The following is a 16322-nucleotide window of genomic DNA, read 5'->3' as shown; positions in this document are numbered from 1 at the left end:
TCAGTGTATTCTCCTGTTGTAGTAAAGCATAAATATAACTATACCGAATGAACTCGCATGCCCAATTTTTTGAGCATATCCAGAGTTTCCGCATGTAAGCTGAACCCGGCGACAATCTGATGACCGGCCAGTTCTCGGCGAACCCGATAGTTTTTTCTCATGTGAGTAAACGCTACACCATCATTTAAGCCTTTGCGAAGGTGATGGTCATCATCGCGAATATCATAAACGCTTAAAATGACCGTCAGCACCGGCAATAATGAGCAACTTAGCCATTTATCGTTGTCTTGCAGTGTAATTGCTTGTGGCGAGGCAATAAAATCGTCCAGTGTCAGTTCTGGCGTCTTTCCGATCAATTCGCAAACTGATTCATAGACACGCTGAGTGCCCAACAACTTGCCTTCCACGGTATGACCTGCAATATGCGGCGTTGCCAGCCAAATCAACGATAGCAAGTCGGTATCGATGTTGGGTTCATTGTAAAACACATCCAGTACCACAGTAGGTGCTGCTGGTTGCCTCAAACGGGTTTTAAGTGCGCTTTCATCAATGACTTCGCCACGACACGCATTGATTAATAGCTGGCTTTCGCCAAGTTGGGACAAAACCGCTGCGTTAATCATGTTTTCCGTAGGGAAATAATCTCCCTTTACCAACGGTACATGGAGGGTGATCACGTCACACATGAGAATCGATTGCCAGTCTGCAAACCTACGGCTGTCGCCAGCTTCCTCAATTGGTGGATCAAACAGCTGGTATTTTACCGATATGGCGTCGAGCAGCATCGACAACGCCGTTCCTACGTGACCGGCTCCCACGATCCCAATCGTTGCAGTTCGCAGATTCAGTTTGCCCGATAAATGCGCGTTAGCCAGCACGCTCAGCACATATTCTGCAACGGCTTGCGCATTGCAGCCTGCGGCGGATGTCCAGGCAATCCCTTGTTGCTTGAGATAATCAGTATCAATATGGTTGTAACCAGCCGTAGCAGTTGCAACCAACGCCAATCTGTTGGCGCAATTTAATAGGTCGGCATCCACTTTCGTAGTGGAGCGTACGGCAAGTACGTCAACGTCCACCAGGTCTTCCGGCGTTAACGAGCCAGATTCAAAACCTTCGGCAGAGCCAAACGCATTCAGGTAATCCGCGGCCAGCGGCATGGAATTTTCAAAACGTATTTTCATGACCGCGCAGTTTATAGCAAAGCGCTCTGCTGAGCGATATTTTTTCTGGCAATAAATACAAAAACGCCCGCGTAAAAGCGGGCGCCTTTTCGATTCTGACTTAGCTTAGTTGTAACGCTTGAATACCAGCGTGGCGTTGGTTCCACCAAAGCCAAAGCTATTCGACATAATCGTATTTAGCTGTGCTTCGCGGGTAGACGTTACTACGTCCAGCCCCAGCGCGGCTTCATCCAGATTGTCGATGTTAATCGACGGGGCAATAAAGTTATGCTGCATCATCAGTAAGCTGTAGATAGCTTCGTTTACACCAGCGGCACCCAGTGCATGCCCGGTAAGTGACTTAGTTGACGCCAACGGCACACCTTTGTCACCAAATACCGCGCGAATCGCAGCAAGCTCTTTCACGTCACCAACAGGCGTTGATGTGCCATGAGTATTCAAATAATCAATCGGACTGTTTACGCCCTGCATGGCCATTTGCATACAGCGAATGGCACCTTCGCCCGATGGCGCAACCATGTCGTAACCATCAGAGGTAGCACCGTAACCTACAATTTCACCATAGATTTTTGCACCACGAGCCAGAGCGTGTTCGAGTTCTTCTACCACTACCATACCGCCACCGCCACTGCTTACAAAGCCATCGCGGTCTGCATCGTAGGTACGTGAGGCCAAAGCCGGATTGTCGTTGTATTTGGTAGACAATGCGCCCATGGCATCAAATTGAGAGGACAGTGCCCAGTGAAGTTCTTCGCCGCCACCCGCAAACACGATATCCTGTTTGCCCAGCTGAATAAGTTCTAACGCGTTACCAATACAGTGTGCACTGGTTGCGCAAGCTGAAGAGATTGAATAGTTTACGCCCAGAATTTTAAATGGCGTCGCCAGACAGGCCGACACGGTAGAACCCATGCAACGCGGCACCATATATGGGCCAACGCGCTTAACGCCTTTTTCACGCAAAATGTCAGCAGATGCCACCTGGTTTTCAGATGATGCACCACCAGAACCAGCAACGATACCTGTGCGGATATTTGAAATATCAGAAGCCTCAAGCCCGCTGTCTTCTACCGCTTGCTGCATGGCAACATAAGCGTAACCTGCGGCATCACCCATAAAGCGCATCGCTTTGCGATCGATGTGTTCTTTCAGGTCAATATCAACATTGCCCCATACCTGGCTGCGCAATCCCATTTCTGCAAATTGCTCAGAAAATGTAATACCAGACTTACCTGCTTTTAACGAGGCGGTGACTTCTTGTTGATTTGTGCCAATGCTGGATACGATGCCCAGCCCGGTAATAACTGCTCTTCTCATAATTATCCTTTTGCGTTAACGCCGCCTATGGTAACGATTTTCAATTGCCAAGTGGTCTGCTCTTTGGCATCTCACTTAACTGGGTTATCAAGCCCTTGTCATTCCACAGATTATTGTTATCAGTGCCCTATGCTACGTAGATTATTGATTTGTTCAAGTGTAGTCGAACAGTTTACATTGGAACAGGTGACTGGAACAGGTGACTCAAACCATTGCCTAGAACAGTTTCCGGGAACCGTTACCGGGAACCGTGAACCGGGAACCGTGAACCGAAATGCACTTGCTGGTATGATACCGCCCATATTAACGAGATAATTTGACTGCTTCATGACAGACGCCTTGCGCCCCGCCAATGTGCATTTTAACGATCAGGGTACCCCAATAGCCGATGCATTTGACGATGTGTACTTTTCGAATGACAGCGGCATTCAGGAAACCCAGCATGTGTTTATACAGGGCAATAATATAGTCGAACGTTGGCTAACCTGCTCTCAATCGCATTACGTGATTGCGGAAACCGGATTTGGTACCGGCTTGAACTGCCTGGTCGCCATGCTGGCTTTTGCTCAATTCAGAGATATGAATCCAGGCCATCCGCTTAAGCGCTTGTATATTCTCAGTACCGAAAAATTCCCCATTGAACCTGCCGATTTAACCCGGGCGCTTTCGGTATTTCCCGACGTGGCTCCGCTGGTTGAAACACTTGTTAAACAATATCCGCCCATGCTCAACGGTTGCCACCGGCTACAATTTGATCGCTGGCACACGCATGTGGATTTGTGGCTGGGTGATGTACATGACCTGTTGCCAACCTGGCACTGCCCGGCAGACGGGCTGGTAGACAGCTGGTTTTTAGACGGTTTTGCGCCCAGCAAAAACCCCGACATGTGGACGGACGCGTTATTTACGCAAATGGCCAGACTCAGTAAACCTGGTGCAGGATTTGCCACCTTTACCGCAGCGGGCGTGGTAAAACGCGGCCTTAAAGAAGCCGGTTTTTGCATAGAAAAGCGCAAAGGCTTTGGCCGTAAGCGAGACATGCTAACGGGCACGCTTACCGAAGTACCTCAAGCCCGCACGCAACAACCATGGCACTATCGATACCCTAACCGGCCAATCACCTCAACTGAAACCATTGCTATAATAGGTGCAGGTTTAGCTGGTAGTTCAGTAGCATTAGCGCTGTGTCAACGCGGCATTCGGGTTACACTATTCGGTTGCGCTTCGGAGCCTGCCGATGGTGCTTCGGGCAACCGGCAAGGTGGCTTTTACCCTCAACTACAAGCCAGTTTAAGTCCATCCGCTCGCATACAGGCTCACAGCTTTTTATATGCTGCCAGGTACTACCAACACCTTGTTGAACAAGGCGCATCCTTTACTCAGTCTCAATGCGGTGTGTTGCTACTGGCCTTCAGCGATGAAATCGCATCCAGACAACATAAACTGGTGAATAATCAGCTCTGGCCAAAACAAATTGTATACCCGGTTACACGGGAAGAAGCGACAGAAATTGCCAACTTACCCATGCAACACGGTGGCTTGTTCTGCCCGCTTGGTGGCTGGATTAGCCCTCAGGAACTGGTTCATGCCCAATTGGCCCTTGCGCGGCAAACTGGCCTGCTCACTGAACACTATAGCGGTGAGGTAGACGTAACACACCATGAAGGCAGTGCCTTGGTTACAGCGAGGCAGTCAAATCAGCAGTGGCATTTTTCCCGCGCGGTGCTGGCATGCGGGCATCACAGTGCACAGCTGAATCCCCTTTCATATATTCCCCTTCGCCCAGTGCGTGGTCAGGTAGAAGCGATACCTGAACAAGCACCGCTCGATTCACTGAGCACAGTGTTATGTCACAAAGGCTACATGACGCCTGGCTGGCAAGGCCGCATGGCATTGGGATCAACCTATGTAAAACTCGATACCCAGTGCGACGCCAGACCAGAAGAAAGCGAACAGAATCTGGCTACCCATGCCAATGCCATGACTGGTCATGAGTGGGCTCAGCATATTGCGCATGATAATACTGCCCGGGCGTCAATTCGCATGGGTGTTGCCGACCACCAGCCAGTTGTGGGAGCAGTGATGTCGCCAGCTATCCTGTCTGAACGGTATGAACAACTCTACAAAGGCTTGCGGCCTGCCGATTATTCGCTGAACACCAGTGATCAGGTGGTAACGGTGTTAACCGGGTTGGGCTCTCGGGGGTTAACTACCGCGCCATTAATGGCAGAAGTGTTAGTGAGTCAATGGTGCGGCGAACCGCTGCCCATGGAAGAAGATTTATTGCAAGCACTCGCTCCTGAACGCTTTGTATTGCGGGAGATGAAAAAAAAGCCTCAGTAGTGAGGCTTTCATGACTGTTCTGGCCCATTACTCACTGGCCAGCGGTCCGGTGGGTACCAGTGATGTCACTACAAATGACGGGATAAAGATGGTGGCACTGGCGACAACCCGTTGCTGATCCACCGCCACGATACGCGCATTCACATTCACGCCTCTGGGTAATTCTACCAGCGTGCCGGTTAAGATAAGGTCCATCTGTAAACGCTTAGCCAAACGCTGACCTTCTCTGGTAAGCGCCAGATCGCCATGCTCGGTGACATCCAGCGTGCGAGACAATTTAAAGTCGACAACCCCTAACCCATACTGCTGTAATTCGTGGATAAGGTATTCAGACAACTGGTTCCCGAGAATGGTCGATTCGCGTAATGTGCGATTAAAGCGCACAAAGCTGGCAACACCAATCAACTGATCGGTGTTTAGCATAACCGCACCATCCATTAGCGACATAGCCAGTTGTTCGGCGTAATCGTTCAATGCTTTGTGGGTCATGTCTGGTGAATAACCGGTTTGCAGCGGATCCTGATAGCCAGGTGTTGGCTGGCTGTCGCGGTACATTTCAATATCGCGGGAATCCGGGCGGTATTCCAGCCCACTGCCCTGAGGTGGGCGCACCTGCTCACGCACAGACGGCGCTTCACCGTCCTTGCCAAACCAGAAATAGCCAGAATCCGGCTGACTGGCACAACCTGCCAAACTGCCTAATAGCACTGCACTGAGTAATACCTTGCGCATGATTAACCCCGGCTTAATTTAACACCATCACGCATTCTGCCGCGCTCGCTTCCATCGCTGGGAATAAGTGCATCGGCTACATAAAACGGGATCAGCATTTGAGCACTGGCTACAACGGCGCGCGACTGGATCCCAATGATCCGGGCGTTCACCATCACCCCGCCCTGATGCTTGGCCATAGTGCCGGTAAGCACATATTCCATCGGCAGACCTGCGTCCAGTTCGAGATAGTCACGGGTAAGCACAAAATCGCCACCTTCGGTAATGCGAATAAAGTCTGTGGCTTTGTAATCAATTACCGGAATACGAAACTTATGCAGTTCATGCACAAAGGATTCAGCCATTTGTTGCCCCAGCAAATTGGTTTGCTGCAGGTCGGAGTCGAGCAATGCAAAATGGGTTACCCCCACCGGCGTTTTATTGCTGACAAACTCCATGTTGGCAATCAGATCCTGCGTTAACGCTTTAACATAGTCGCCAATATGCTTGGTAAGCGGACGACCTTTATAGGCGCCCTGAATACTGGAGTAAAGCGGAGGCTGGCCAATGGCGCCAAAGCTATCAACTTCGTCTGTTTCCATTGGCGCTCGAGTCATGCGATCAGCGGCAGTAATGTCTACCACATTCATCGACATGGCAGCAGCAGGCTCGCTGGTACTTGCCATGTCTTCTTCGGTACTCATGCATCCGCTTAAGACACACGCAGTCAGTAAACCACTTAATCCCAATACCTTACGCATGTTGGTTACCCTTTGTTTTCAGTTCGGTACAGCCGGCCATTACGGGTAGTGACCTGCTCTTGTTGCCAGAATAATTCAGCCGGGAAAAAACGCGTTGCTGCCGCCACGATATCGCGCGTGCGCGCATTAATAATTCTGGCATTTACCATGGCGCCGGCCTCCTGATACACTAGGGTACCGGTAATATAATAGTCTACCCGGTCGAGTGCAGACAGGTGTTCAATATCCCGGGTCAGCACTCTGTCGGCTTTATCACTGATTATTATATCGTTCGAAAGCTTAAACTCTTGAGCGACAAATCCACGTTTTGTCGCTTCGGTAAGCATTCCCTGTTCCAATTGATGGCCCAGCAGTTGCAGTGGATGCTGAAAACTCTCGTCGTACTGCATGGAATCTACCGGCACAAAGCCGGTAACGGCATAGCGTGCCTGACGGGCTGGAGCGACATTAGCAAACAGCTCATTAGCCAGCACGTAAGTGTGGTATTCCACATTGCCAAGCGCTGGCAAGGGCACCTGCTCTGAAATTAATTCCATGTTAGGTTCAGAAGAGCTGGTGCAACCGGTTAATCCGAATAGGGCCAATACCATACCAGCAGAAAGCGCACGCCAGGTTGAGGTACGGCTTTTTTTGTTTAGCTTTGCAGGCTGTGTTGAACAGGAATTAACTAACATGGCTTAGTTCTCTGTGACTAAAAATAAACGCGTTTAGCCAGAATTTGCAAAAATTGCACCAACTAACGCTTGTAGTTGAATGAATTTGTAGAAAAGAAAATAAATACGCGATAAACGCTAGGATTGCGAGGATATATCGGCTGGACCGCGACTCTGAAAGCCTTGCATGTCTGAAGATAAAAGGGAACAAGGTTTCCCTTTTTACCTACATAGCGGATTAAAGCGGCAATAAGCTGCCACTATTGAAATGGCGCAAGCAACTGCTGCCACAATGCCAGCACGGCGGTTTGATCGTCACCTTCCAGCTCTTTATTTTTAAAGGCAGCTGATAAACTGGTTTGCATGCGTTCATTCAGAAGCTGGGCACTGGCCTCTGCTTCTAATTCCAGTTTACGGGCTTGCACAGCAAAATGCCCCTGCAAGTAGCTGGCGATAAACAGAGCGTCATCACTTCCTGTGTCTACCACGTTGTCCAGCGCGGTATCAATATCGTTCACCAGTTGTACAAACGACGCCGGGGCTTTTACTTGTTCCTGCATAGTTGAGTCTCTGTTAGTGTTGTTAAACGATGGGGTAATACACTTTGTCCTGGTAACCTGTGATCACCGGAATAATACCGGCCAGCGCTTCATCCAGTGCCTCATCGCCAGTGTCCAGGCGCAATGGCCTGCCATCGAGTTGTTGCAGTTTTTGTTTAGTTGCAACCAGCCAGATATTGTCGCGTCCTACCGCGCGAATAACCGCAGGACTGAGTTGCTGATTGCCGCGCCCAAACACATGGCCCTGCCCGCCAATAGCGGTGATCACCAGCCTGGCTGGGGCGTTACTTACCGCTTGTAACAATGCCTGAGCAGTAACATCGGCGGCAATGACCTCGCCGTTTTTAACGATGTCTACACCCAGCAGCGTATTAGGCAATCCTAAGGTGGCCATAACCTGATTAACTGTCGATCCCGACCCCATAACAAATAATACGTCAGGTTCATCGCTCATTAATTCGCTGATGTAGTCGGCAATATCATTTAGCACCAGGGATTCGTCTTCACGACCGCCCATTTTTACCGACTGAACATAGCTCAGTTCGTCGGGGATCTGCATTTCGCCAAAGTGTTGTGACTGCACTTTACCCTGACGAAACGCCTGTTCGTCAATGTCGCGTACTTCGGCCTGGCGTACACTCACCAATTCACCAGTTAACATGCGCTTTACCACCTCACCGGCGGCAGACGGGGTAACGGCATACACGCCAGAATGAATTTTACAGCCTGCCGGCACCCCAAGCACGGGGACCTTATCCCCCACTATGGCGCAGACATTGCGCGCTGTTCCATCGCCACCGGCAAATAAAACTAAATCAACACCATGGGCAATCAACGCCCGGACGGCATTTTCTGTGTCATCAGCACTGCTGGGAGATTGCTTTGGCTGGTAAATTACCTCAAGTGGCAGGTTTAACTGCTTGCTGCAGTCTTCGCCCATTTCGCCACCTGCGGTAAGCACAGTAAATCCGCTCAGCCCTTTTAATACGTTCAGTGCGCGGCCCATTTTCTCATTGGCCAGTTTTTCTGCCCCCATGGCCAGCGCTTTGTCGCGGATGTCAGCACCATCACTGCCTTTTAACCCCACACTGCCGCCTATGCCGGCAAACGGATTAATCACAACGCCAAGTCGAAATGTGTTACTCATTGGGATACACCTTATCCAGCCACTGTTTGGTAAGTTGCGGGCCATGAAATTCTGCGCGTAGCGCATCGATGAACATCTTCGCCCGTTTTGGGAAGCCAGTGTCCATAAAGGTTACCAGTTGCGCTCTTACGCGCCGGGTAAAACCGTGACGATCGGGTTCTACACCATTTAAATTATCCGTACTTACCTGAAAACGGCGATTAGCCGCAATGGTCATTGCCCACTCCAGCGCCTGTGGTTTCACTTCTACCTGCTCAAATGCACGCTGTTGTTCTTCGTTGCGACCATCAGGACAGTACCAATAACCGTAGTCTTCCAATTGCCGACGAGCTTCACCGGCCACACACCAATGAGCAACCTCATGCAATGCACTGGAAAAATAACCGTGAGCAAACACAATCTGGTGGTACTCACAGAGTGCGTGGTTGCCGTTCAGTTTGCTACTGCTTACTGCCGCACAGGCGCGCCCAGCCGGCAAATACACCGGCTCATCTCCGCCCAGCACAAGGCGTGTGGCATAAGATTGGGCAAACGTGTTGTTAAACACATCAATTAACGCTGGCACCTGCAAATCAACGTCGCTATGCCCGACATGATCAGATTGTAATTGACACGCAGTATTCATACGGATAGTTAAGCAGTATTACCCTGTTTCATATGGCCGCGGAGGATACCAAATACCGCGCCCTGCCACCAGATTGTATTGCAGGTTGAAGCCGGATATCATGATTTTCCAGTGTAAACGAAAGGTATTAGTACGTGACAGACTCCCTCATTGCTCATCTAAGGCAAGTGAATGCCAGGCGTCAGTTAGCGCAGCAAATGGGCATTCTGGAGGACATTCAGGCAGTACAGCGCTGGCAATGCAAGCGGTTGCTATCAACGCACGCGAAGATGGCTAGCCAGGCTGACTACCACGACGCCATCACCTTTTTTGTTGATGAACTGTACGGGCCAAAAGATTTCAGTCAACGCGACGCCGACTTAATTCGCGTGATCCCAAAACTTGCTAAAGCCTTACCCAATAAAGCTATGGTGGCACTGGATAACGCACTTATGCTGAATGCCTTGTCGTTTGAACTGGACATGGCCGTTGCACAACACCTTGATAATACACCGCTCAATCGCGATACCTATGCGATGGCCTACCGGTCGGTGAGCAGGGCTGATGACAGAGCGACGCAGATTGCAATTGTTGCCTCGTTAGGCGAACAACTGGCGGATGTGGTGAAGATCCCCGGTGTCGGGCTTATTATTAAACTGTCGCGTCGGCCCGCCAAAATGGCCGGATTACTGGCCCTGCACGATTTTCTTTACCGCGGATTCAGTGCTTTTAAAGGGCTGGGTGATGTGAAGGCCTTTATAGAACCCGTGATTGCGGCTGAAACTGAATTAAATGCTGCGTTGCTCGACGCACGCGTAAACTTAACAACGGATAACCCCCTACCCGATGTCTGATATTTCTCCCTGGCAATATCCCAACCCATTTGTTGTAACCTGGAAAATTCAGGAACAAGACATAGACCACTACCAGCACGTGAACAACGTGGCCTATCTGAGCCAACAAGAAAATGTAGCCTGGCAACATTCACGCTCGCTCGGATTAAGCTTTGAACACTATAAGGAACTGGACCGGGCTATGGTGATTGTGCGCCATGAACTGGACTATGTTAAACCGGCTTTTCGCGACGATGAGCTGCATTGCGCGACCTGGATTGTTGCCTGCGATGGTCGCTTACAACTCACCCGGGAGTTTCAGTACATTCGGGCCAGTACAGGTGACACCCTCTATCGTGGCAAAACCCGGTTTATCTGTGTTAAGTTGTCGTCTGGTCAACCGGCAAGAATGCCCCGGCCTTTCGCCGATATTTATCAGGGTGCGGTGATCCCGCAGATTCAAGGATAGTTATTTTACATGTCTCGCTATACTCAGGTTGTAACAGTGGCATTGCTTTGCTCGATGGCACTCAATGCCTTTTTGTTGTTTAGCGATGATGATTCACCCTCGCCCTATCCTACTGAATCGGTTCATCGTCATAACGCACCGCAATCGTCTGAGTCACCTGCTATGGTTAGCGTTCGTCAATCGGTGCCTGATCAATCATCAGTCGCCTCGGCGAGCCCGTCAGCGCAACGCCGCACGTTGGCCTCCACAGAGAGTATTGCTGAGTCAATAGCTCTGGCTCGTGAGTGGCTGGAGGCAGGTGAATTCGGTAACGTGGAAGCATTTATTCAACGAATGATACGCAACCACTTTACTAACCCTGAGCTGCTGTTACTGGAAGCAGACTGGTTTCTGGCCACGCAACCGCTTGCTCTTGCCCTTGCACACATTTACGAATTATTGGATAGCGGCATGCTGCCGGCCGGCCAGCAGGACAAACTGGCAATACGCGCAGAAAGTCTACGCGACGAGGCCATTCGCGCACTATATGAAGGTCATGAGTGGGATATGCTGGCGCAGTTTATTGAGCCCTTATTTCAACTGTTCCCTACCGATCGCTCGTTAATTTTATTGTTGGCTGAAGCTTATGCTCAGCAACAAAAATTCACCCTAATGGAAGACACTCTGGCCAGCTTGCCACCGGATCATCCCGGCGCGGAACAATTGCGCAAGCGCATGCAAACTGCACAGGATGATACTATTGATGACGGGATAATTGACGATAGTCTGCCCGATAAAACCCTTACTACCCGGGTGAGCCTGGAGAAATACGGCGAACACTATTTGGTAGAGGTAGACTTACAGGGTACCCATGCCAGTTTAATGCTGGATACCGGCGCAAGCAGCACGGCAATCAGTCAACAAGTGTACCGGCAGTTACAGCGCTTTTCACGGCTGCAAATGCTGGGATTATTCGACGTAAATACCGCAAGCGGACCCATTCGTGCACCGTTGGTAAAAATAGCATCCTTAACGTTGGGGCCTTACACATTAAAAGACATAGGTGTGTTGGTGTTGCCGCGCAATTTCTCAGGCGATAGTGATGGATTATTGGGAATGAACGTATTGAAGCAGTTTCGATTTCAGCTCGATCAGGACAAGGCCGAACTGGTATTGGCAGTCAGAAATTAACTCACATTTCCGACTGCCATTTAACTACTGCGCTAGAGTTTTAAGGCGACTTTGGTACCTTGTGCAATGGCGCGTTTCGCATCCAGTTCAAGCGCTTCATCAGCACCACCAATGAGATGATGAGGAACTGATAAACCATGTACCAGTGCTCGCTGAGGCTCTTGTCCGGCACAGATAATCACGTTATCTACATCCAGCACTTTTTGCTCACCGTCTACGGTAATATGTAAACCGGCATCATCAATTTTGTCGTATTGAACACCCGCAATCATTTGCACGCCTTTCATTTGTAAACCCAGGCGATGCGCCCATCCGGTAGTTTTACCCAGACCTGCACCAATCTTGGTGGATTTACGCTGAAGCAACACAATTTGGCGTGGTGACGGCTCTGGTTGTGGCTTCATGCCTTCTACCCCACCGCGGGCTTCCAGTGTCATATCAATGCCCCACTCACGCATAAAGGCTTCAATATTCTGACTCGGCACCGATTTGCCGTGGCTAAGGTACTCTGCAGTATCAAACCCGATCCCACCGGCACCAATAATAGCCACCTTGCCGCCCACCGGCTTTTTGTCGCGTAATACATCGAGATACGTAAGCACTTTGCTGTGTTCTATACCCTCAATTGCGGGTGTGCGGGGCACTATGCCGGTTGCCAGCAATACAGCATCAAAACCACCTTCATTCAGCGTATCAGCGGTAACCAAGGTATTCAGCCGTACGTCAACATTCAGTAACTCAAGTTGCTTTGCGTAGTAGCGCAGTGTTTCATTGAATTCTTCTTTACCGGGTACTTGTTTGGCAATATTAAATTGCCCGCCAATTTTGTCGGCAGCATCAAACAAGACTACCTTATGGCCGCGCTGTGCTGCTGTTGTGGCAGCGGCCAAGCCAGCTGGTCCTGCACCCACAACCGCAATAGACTTAACGGCTTCAGCGGGTTTCATGGTGATCATTAACTCATGACACGCGTACGGATTTACCAGACAGCTGGTGAGTTTACCGTTGAAAACGTGATCCAAACACGCCTGATTACAGCCAATACAGGTGTTAATTTCATCAGCACGCTGCTGCTGCGCTTTGATCACAAAATCCGGATCGGCCAGGAATGGGCGTGCCATCGACACCATGTCGGCATCGCCACGCGCAATAACAGACTCTGCCACATCCGGCATGTTAATGCGGTTAGAGGTGATCACCGGAATGGATAACTGCTTGCGGAATTTTGCCGTTACCCAGGTAAACGCCGCACGCGGTACTTTGGTGGCAATAGTAGGAATGCGCGCTTCATGCCAACCAATACCCGTATTGATAATGGTGGCACCGGCGGTTTCGATGGCTTTACCCAAGGTAAGGATCTCATCGTAACTGGAGCCGCCTTCTACCAGATCAAGCATGGATAGGCGATAAATGATAATGAACTGTTCACCCACGGCTTCGCGCACGCGGCGCACCACGTCAACCGGTAAGCGCATACGGTTTTTATACTCCCCGCCCCACTCGTCATCGCGGTGGTTAGTACGGGCAGCAATAAACTGGTTCAGGAAATACCCTTCTGACCCCATAATCTCCACGCCGTCATAGCCGGCTCGCTGGGCTTGTTTAGCCGCAAACACAAAGTCCTCGATTTGCTTTTCGATTTCTTCACCAGTAAGCGCTTTAGGTTTGAACGGGTTAATAGGCGCTTGCAGTGCCGAGGGCGCTACCAGCTTTGGGTTATAGGCATACCGGCCAGTATGCAGAATTTGCATACAGATTTTTCCGCCATTGGCGTGTACCGCATCGGTTACCTGCTTGTGATTGGCTACCGCTTCATCGCTGTCTAAACGCTTGGTTTCAGCATGCGTTGCGCCTTCGTCGTTTGGCCCGATACCACCAGTAACGATTAACGCTACACCACCTGCCGCCCGAGCGCCGTAGAATGCGGCCATATGCGCGTGTCCACCGGGCATCTCTTCAAGACCGGTATGCATTGACCCCATTAGGATACGGTTCTTTAATTGCGTAAAGCCTAGATCTAATGGCTCGAACAAATGTGGGTACAGCGGATGTTTTTCTGCCGCGGTTGCCTGAGTCATGGGTGCCCTCTTTTATTGTTTTCATTTAAAACTAAACAGTGTCAAGATAGGCTTATAATTTGACACTGTCAAGATTAACATTATGCTAAGGGCTTTTGACCTTAGCGTTTCCATTTACTATTACGGACTAATTCATGCAGCAGACCACCGGGCGAGGCAACCAGACGTATCACCATGGTGACCTGCGTGCGGCACTACTGGATGCCGCCGCGCAACGTATCGAATCAGAAGGTGTGGAAGCTCTTTCACTGCGCAAGCTCGCCGACGATGTGGGCGTGTCCCGCTCTGCGCTTTATCATCATTTCCGCGATAAAAATGCGCTGTTAAATGCGGTTGCTGCGCGGGGATTTGAGCAGTGGATTGCCGTATCAAAAGCGCGCGCTAATTCTGTGGACATGACACCTGCTGACAGGTTAGCTCAGTTTGTACATGGCTATATTCACTGGTCTGCCAGCAATCCTCAGCTTTATGATTTGATGTTTGGCCGACCGATTTGGAAAACCGGTCAGGCGGATGAACAGCTAAAAGAGATCGCCTTTCCGGCGTTTCACTTTATGCTGAATAAAATTACTCAGTGGCAACAGGAAGGCATATTAGCGCAGTCGATGCCTGCGCTCAGACAAACACAGGTTATCTGGGCCACTTTGCACGGCTTGGCGCGTTTGATTATTGACGGCGTGTATGCAGACTCCGAGCACATTGACGATATGTGTAATTGCGCCGTTGCTATGTTATTGAAGCAAAACTAACCCAGCGCTGAATACTTAAACACTATGCCTGTGACTGCCGGATCCATTCGGCGGCACGCTCGGCGATCATAATAGTAGGCGCGTTGGTGTTACCGCCTACTAAATCAGGCATGACAGACGCGTCTACCACGCGTAATCCCTGAATATTGCGAACTCTAAGCTGGGTATCAACCACCGCCATCGGGTCGTCGTCAGCCCCCATTTTGCACGTACCAACCGGGTGATAAATGGTTTCAGCCTGCTCGCGAATAAAACTGGCGATGTCGGCGTCGTTGGTAAAATCTACATCCCCTACCGCAGGCTTGCCGTGAAATTTACTGAACGCGTCGCTATCCAGAATGGCTTTGGCTTGTTTTACGCCATCTACCATTACTTTAATGTCATCTTCATGAGACAAATAGTTAGGCTCGATGGCGGGATGATCTGCCGGATGATTACTTTGCAGGCGAATTTCGCCGCGGCTTTTGGGATACAGATTACATACGTGCACACCATAGCCATAACCATACGCAAGCTGTCGGCCGTGATCCTGCAATATGGCTGGTAAAAAGTGGTACTGAATATCAGGAAACTCACTGGCCAAACTGGATTTAACAAAGCCACCTGCTTCTGCCACATTTGATGAAAAAATGCCATCCCGCTTAAACGCATAGCGGAATGCAGCATGAAGATATCGTGGCAATGCGCCCAGCGCGATCGCATAGCCTGCGCGCACTGATGTGCGGTACTGCACTATTGCATCCAGATGATCCTGCAGGTTCTGCCCTACGCCGGGTAAATCCTGTTGCACCAGAATGCCTTTGTCGTGCAAGGCTTCCGCTGGCCCAATACCCGACAACATGAGTAAATGCGGAGAACTGATTGCCCCGGCACTCAGGAGCACTTCTTTGTTAGCCATCAAGCGACGGGCACGGCCTTTTACCCGCGCCTGCACACCAATGGCACGTTGTTGTTTAATGAGCACACGCTCGGCCAAAGCCTGAGTAAGAATAGTTAGATTTCCGCGCTTTTTTGCTTCGGTTAGATAGCCTTTCGCGGTAGAGCAACGCTGACCGTTTCTCTGAGTAACATGATACATCCCCAACCCTACACGGTCATGGCGGTTAAAGTCGTTACATTGCGGCAGTGATACCTGTTCTGCTGCATTGACAAAAGCCCTGGATAGTTCTGATGTGTAACGCAGGTTGTCTACGCCCAGCGGGCCACCCGTGCCATGATATTCGTCAGCCCCATTGCAAAAGTCTTCGGCTTTTTTAAAGTAGGGTAATACGCTGTTAAAGTCCCAGCCCTTGGCACCATTTGCCGCCCAGCGGTCGTAGTCTTCAACCTGACCACGTATGTAGCACATCGCATTGATCGAGCTGGAGCCTCCCAGCGTTTTCCCGCGCGGCCAGAATAATTCGCGGTTATTTAAGTGAATTTGTGGCTCAGTATTGTATCCCCAGCCAATACTGTCGAACTGACTGAGTACAGATAATCCAAACGGAATATGAATAAAGGGGTTTGAATCGGCGCCACCGGCTTCCAGTAAGCACACACGAACCATTGGATTTTCAGTTAAGCGGGCAGCCAGTACGGCACCTGCAGAACCACCGCCCACCACAATATAGTCGTATTGCTCTACCGGGATATGCATGACGTATTCCTTGCTCTGTTTCTTTGGCTTTATCTGGCTTAATCTGTGGATGCCGAAATGGTCGTACCAGTTAACTTAAGGCTAACGCAATTCCCATAGTGCTGCAA

15 protein-coding genes are annotated in these 16322 nt (G+C 50.2%); 5 read left to right on the top strand and 10 right to left on the bottom strand.

Going from position 1 to position 16322, the window contains the following annotated elements; all coding sequences use genetic code 11:
- Positions 1–38: 38 nt before the first annotated feature.
- Positions 39–1184, bottom strand: a complete 1146-nt coding sequence (locus tag FJ444_RS03670; RefSeq protein ID WP_140956573.1) for a 4-phosphoerythronate dehydrogenase — start codon at positions 1182–1184, stop codon at positions 39–41.
- A 105-nt stretch (positions 1185–1289) separates the two neighbouring features.
- Positions 1290–2501, bottom strand: a complete 1212-nt coding sequence (gene fabB / locus FJ444_RS03665; protein WP_140956572.1) for a beta-ketoacyl-ACP synthase I — start codon at positions 2499–2501, stop codon at positions 1290–1292.
- A 327-nt stretch (positions 2502–2828) separates the two neighbouring features.
- On the opposite strand from fabB, the gene mnmC reads away from it, so the two are divergent.
- Entirely contained in the window at positions 2829–4844 is a 2016-nt protein-coding gene (gene mnmC / locus FJ444_RS03660) for a bifunctional tRNA (5-methylaminomethyl-2-thiouridine)(34)-methyltransferase MnmD/FAD-dependent 5-carboxymethylaminomethyl-2-thiouridine(34) oxidoreductase MnmC (RefSeq protein ID WP_140956571.1), read from the top strand.
- 27 nt (positions 4845–4871) lie between these two features.
- Here mnmC and FJ444_RS03655 read toward each other — a convergent pair whose 3' ends face one another.
- From FJ444_RS03655 to FJ444_RS03630, 6 genes are all read right to left on the bottom strand, one after another.
- Complete coding sequence (locus FJ444_RS03655; RefSeq protein ID WP_140956570.1) at positions 4872–5576, bottom strand: FlgO family outer membrane protein; 705 nt, start codon at positions 5574–5576, stop codon at positions 4872–4874.
- Between the two features lie 2 nt (positions 5577–5578).
- Positions 5579–6316, bottom strand: a complete 738-nt coding sequence (locus FJ444_RS03650) for a FlgO family outer membrane protein (protein ID WP_140956569.1) — start codon at positions 6314–6316, stop codon at positions 5579–5581.
- Between the two features lie 5 nt (positions 6317–6321).
- Positions 6322–6906, bottom strand: a complete 585-nt coding sequence (locus FJ444_RS03645; protein WP_370298012.1) for a FlgO family outer membrane protein — start codon at positions 6904–6906, stop codon at positions 6322–6324.
- A gap of 323 nt (positions 6907–7229) precedes the next feature.
- On the bottom strand, positions 7230–7529 hold the full coding sequence (locus FJ444_RS03640) for a YfcL family protein (protein WP_140956568.1): 300 nt from the start codon (positions 7527–7529) through the stop codon (positions 7230–7232).
- A gap of 22 nt (positions 7530–7551) precedes the next feature.
- A complete protein-coding gene (locus tag FJ444_RS03635) occupies positions 7552–8676 on the bottom strand; it encodes an ATP-NAD kinase family protein (protein ID WP_140956567.1) in 1125 nt (374 codons plus the stop codon).
- The gene (locus FJ444_RS03630) at positions 8669–9301 is read right to left on the bottom strand and encodes an elongation factor P hydroxylase (RefSeq protein WP_140956566.1); all 633 of its coding nucleotides are present in this window, start codon (positions 9299–9301) and stop codon (positions 8669–8671) included. The genes FJ444_RS03635 and FJ444_RS03630 overlap by 8 nt, the downstream gene beginning before the upstream one ends.
- Positions 9302–9435: 134 nt before the next feature.
- Between FJ444_RS03630 and FJ444_RS03625 the strand changes: the two genes are divergently transcribed.
- The 3 genes from FJ444_RS03625 to FJ444_RS03615 are packed head-to-tail and all read left to right on the top strand — an operon-like array spanning position 9436 to position 11752.
- Positions 9436–10134: a hypothetical protein gene (locus FJ444_RS03625; protein WP_140956565.1), complete on the top strand. Its 699-nt coding sequence runs from the start codon at positions 9436–9438 to the stop codon at positions 10132–10134.
- Entirely contained in the window at positions 10127–10582 is a 456-nt protein-coding gene (locus FJ444_RS03620; RefSeq protein WP_140956564.1) for a thioesterase family protein, read from the top strand. The genes FJ444_RS03625 and FJ444_RS03620 overlap by 8 nt, the downstream gene beginning before the upstream one ends.
- Before the next feature lie 9 nt (positions 10583–10591).
- Positions 10592–11752 carry a TIGR02281 family clan AA aspartic protease gene (locus FJ444_RS03615; protein ID WP_140956563.1) on the top strand — a complete coding sequence of 387 codons (1161 nt, stop codon included), beginning with the start codon at positions 10592–10594 and terminating at the stop codon, positions 11750–11752.
- A 32-nt stretch (positions 11753–11784) separates the two neighbouring features.
- Here FJ444_RS03615 and FJ444_RS03610 read toward each other — a convergent pair whose 3' ends face one another.
- The gene (locus tag FJ444_RS03610; protein ID WP_140956562.1) at positions 11785–13830 is read right to left on the bottom strand and encodes an NADPH-dependent 2,4-dienoyl-CoA reductase; all 2046 of its coding nucleotides are present in this window, start codon (positions 13828–13830) and stop codon (positions 11785–11787) included.
- A 134-nt stretch (positions 13831–13964) separates the two neighbouring features.
- Between FJ444_RS03610 and FJ444_RS03605 the strand changes: the two genes are divergently transcribed.
- Positions 13965–14579, top strand: a complete 615-nt coding sequence (locus FJ444_RS03605) for a TetR/AcrR family transcriptional regulator (protein WP_140956561.1) — start codon at positions 13965–13967, stop codon at positions 14577–14579.
- A gap of 22 nt (positions 14580–14601) precedes the next feature.
- On the opposite strand, the gene FJ444_RS03600 is transcribed toward FJ444_RS03605, so the two are convergent.
- On the bottom strand, positions 14602–16215 hold the full coding sequence (locus FJ444_RS03600; protein WP_140956560.1) for a GMC family oxidoreductase: 1614 nt from the start codon (positions 16213–16215) through the stop codon (positions 14602–14604).
- Positions 16216–16322 lie beyond the last annotated feature (107 nt).

It is taken from the genome of Aestuariibacter sp. GS-14 (assembly GCF_006494365.1).
Taxonomy (GTDB): Bacteria; Pseudomonadota; Gammaproteobacteria; order Enterobacterales; family Alteromonadaceae; genus Alteromonas; species Alteromonas mangrovi.
Note: the sequence above shows the minus strand (reverse complement) of the source record. Positions and strands in the feature narration are given on the sequence as shown.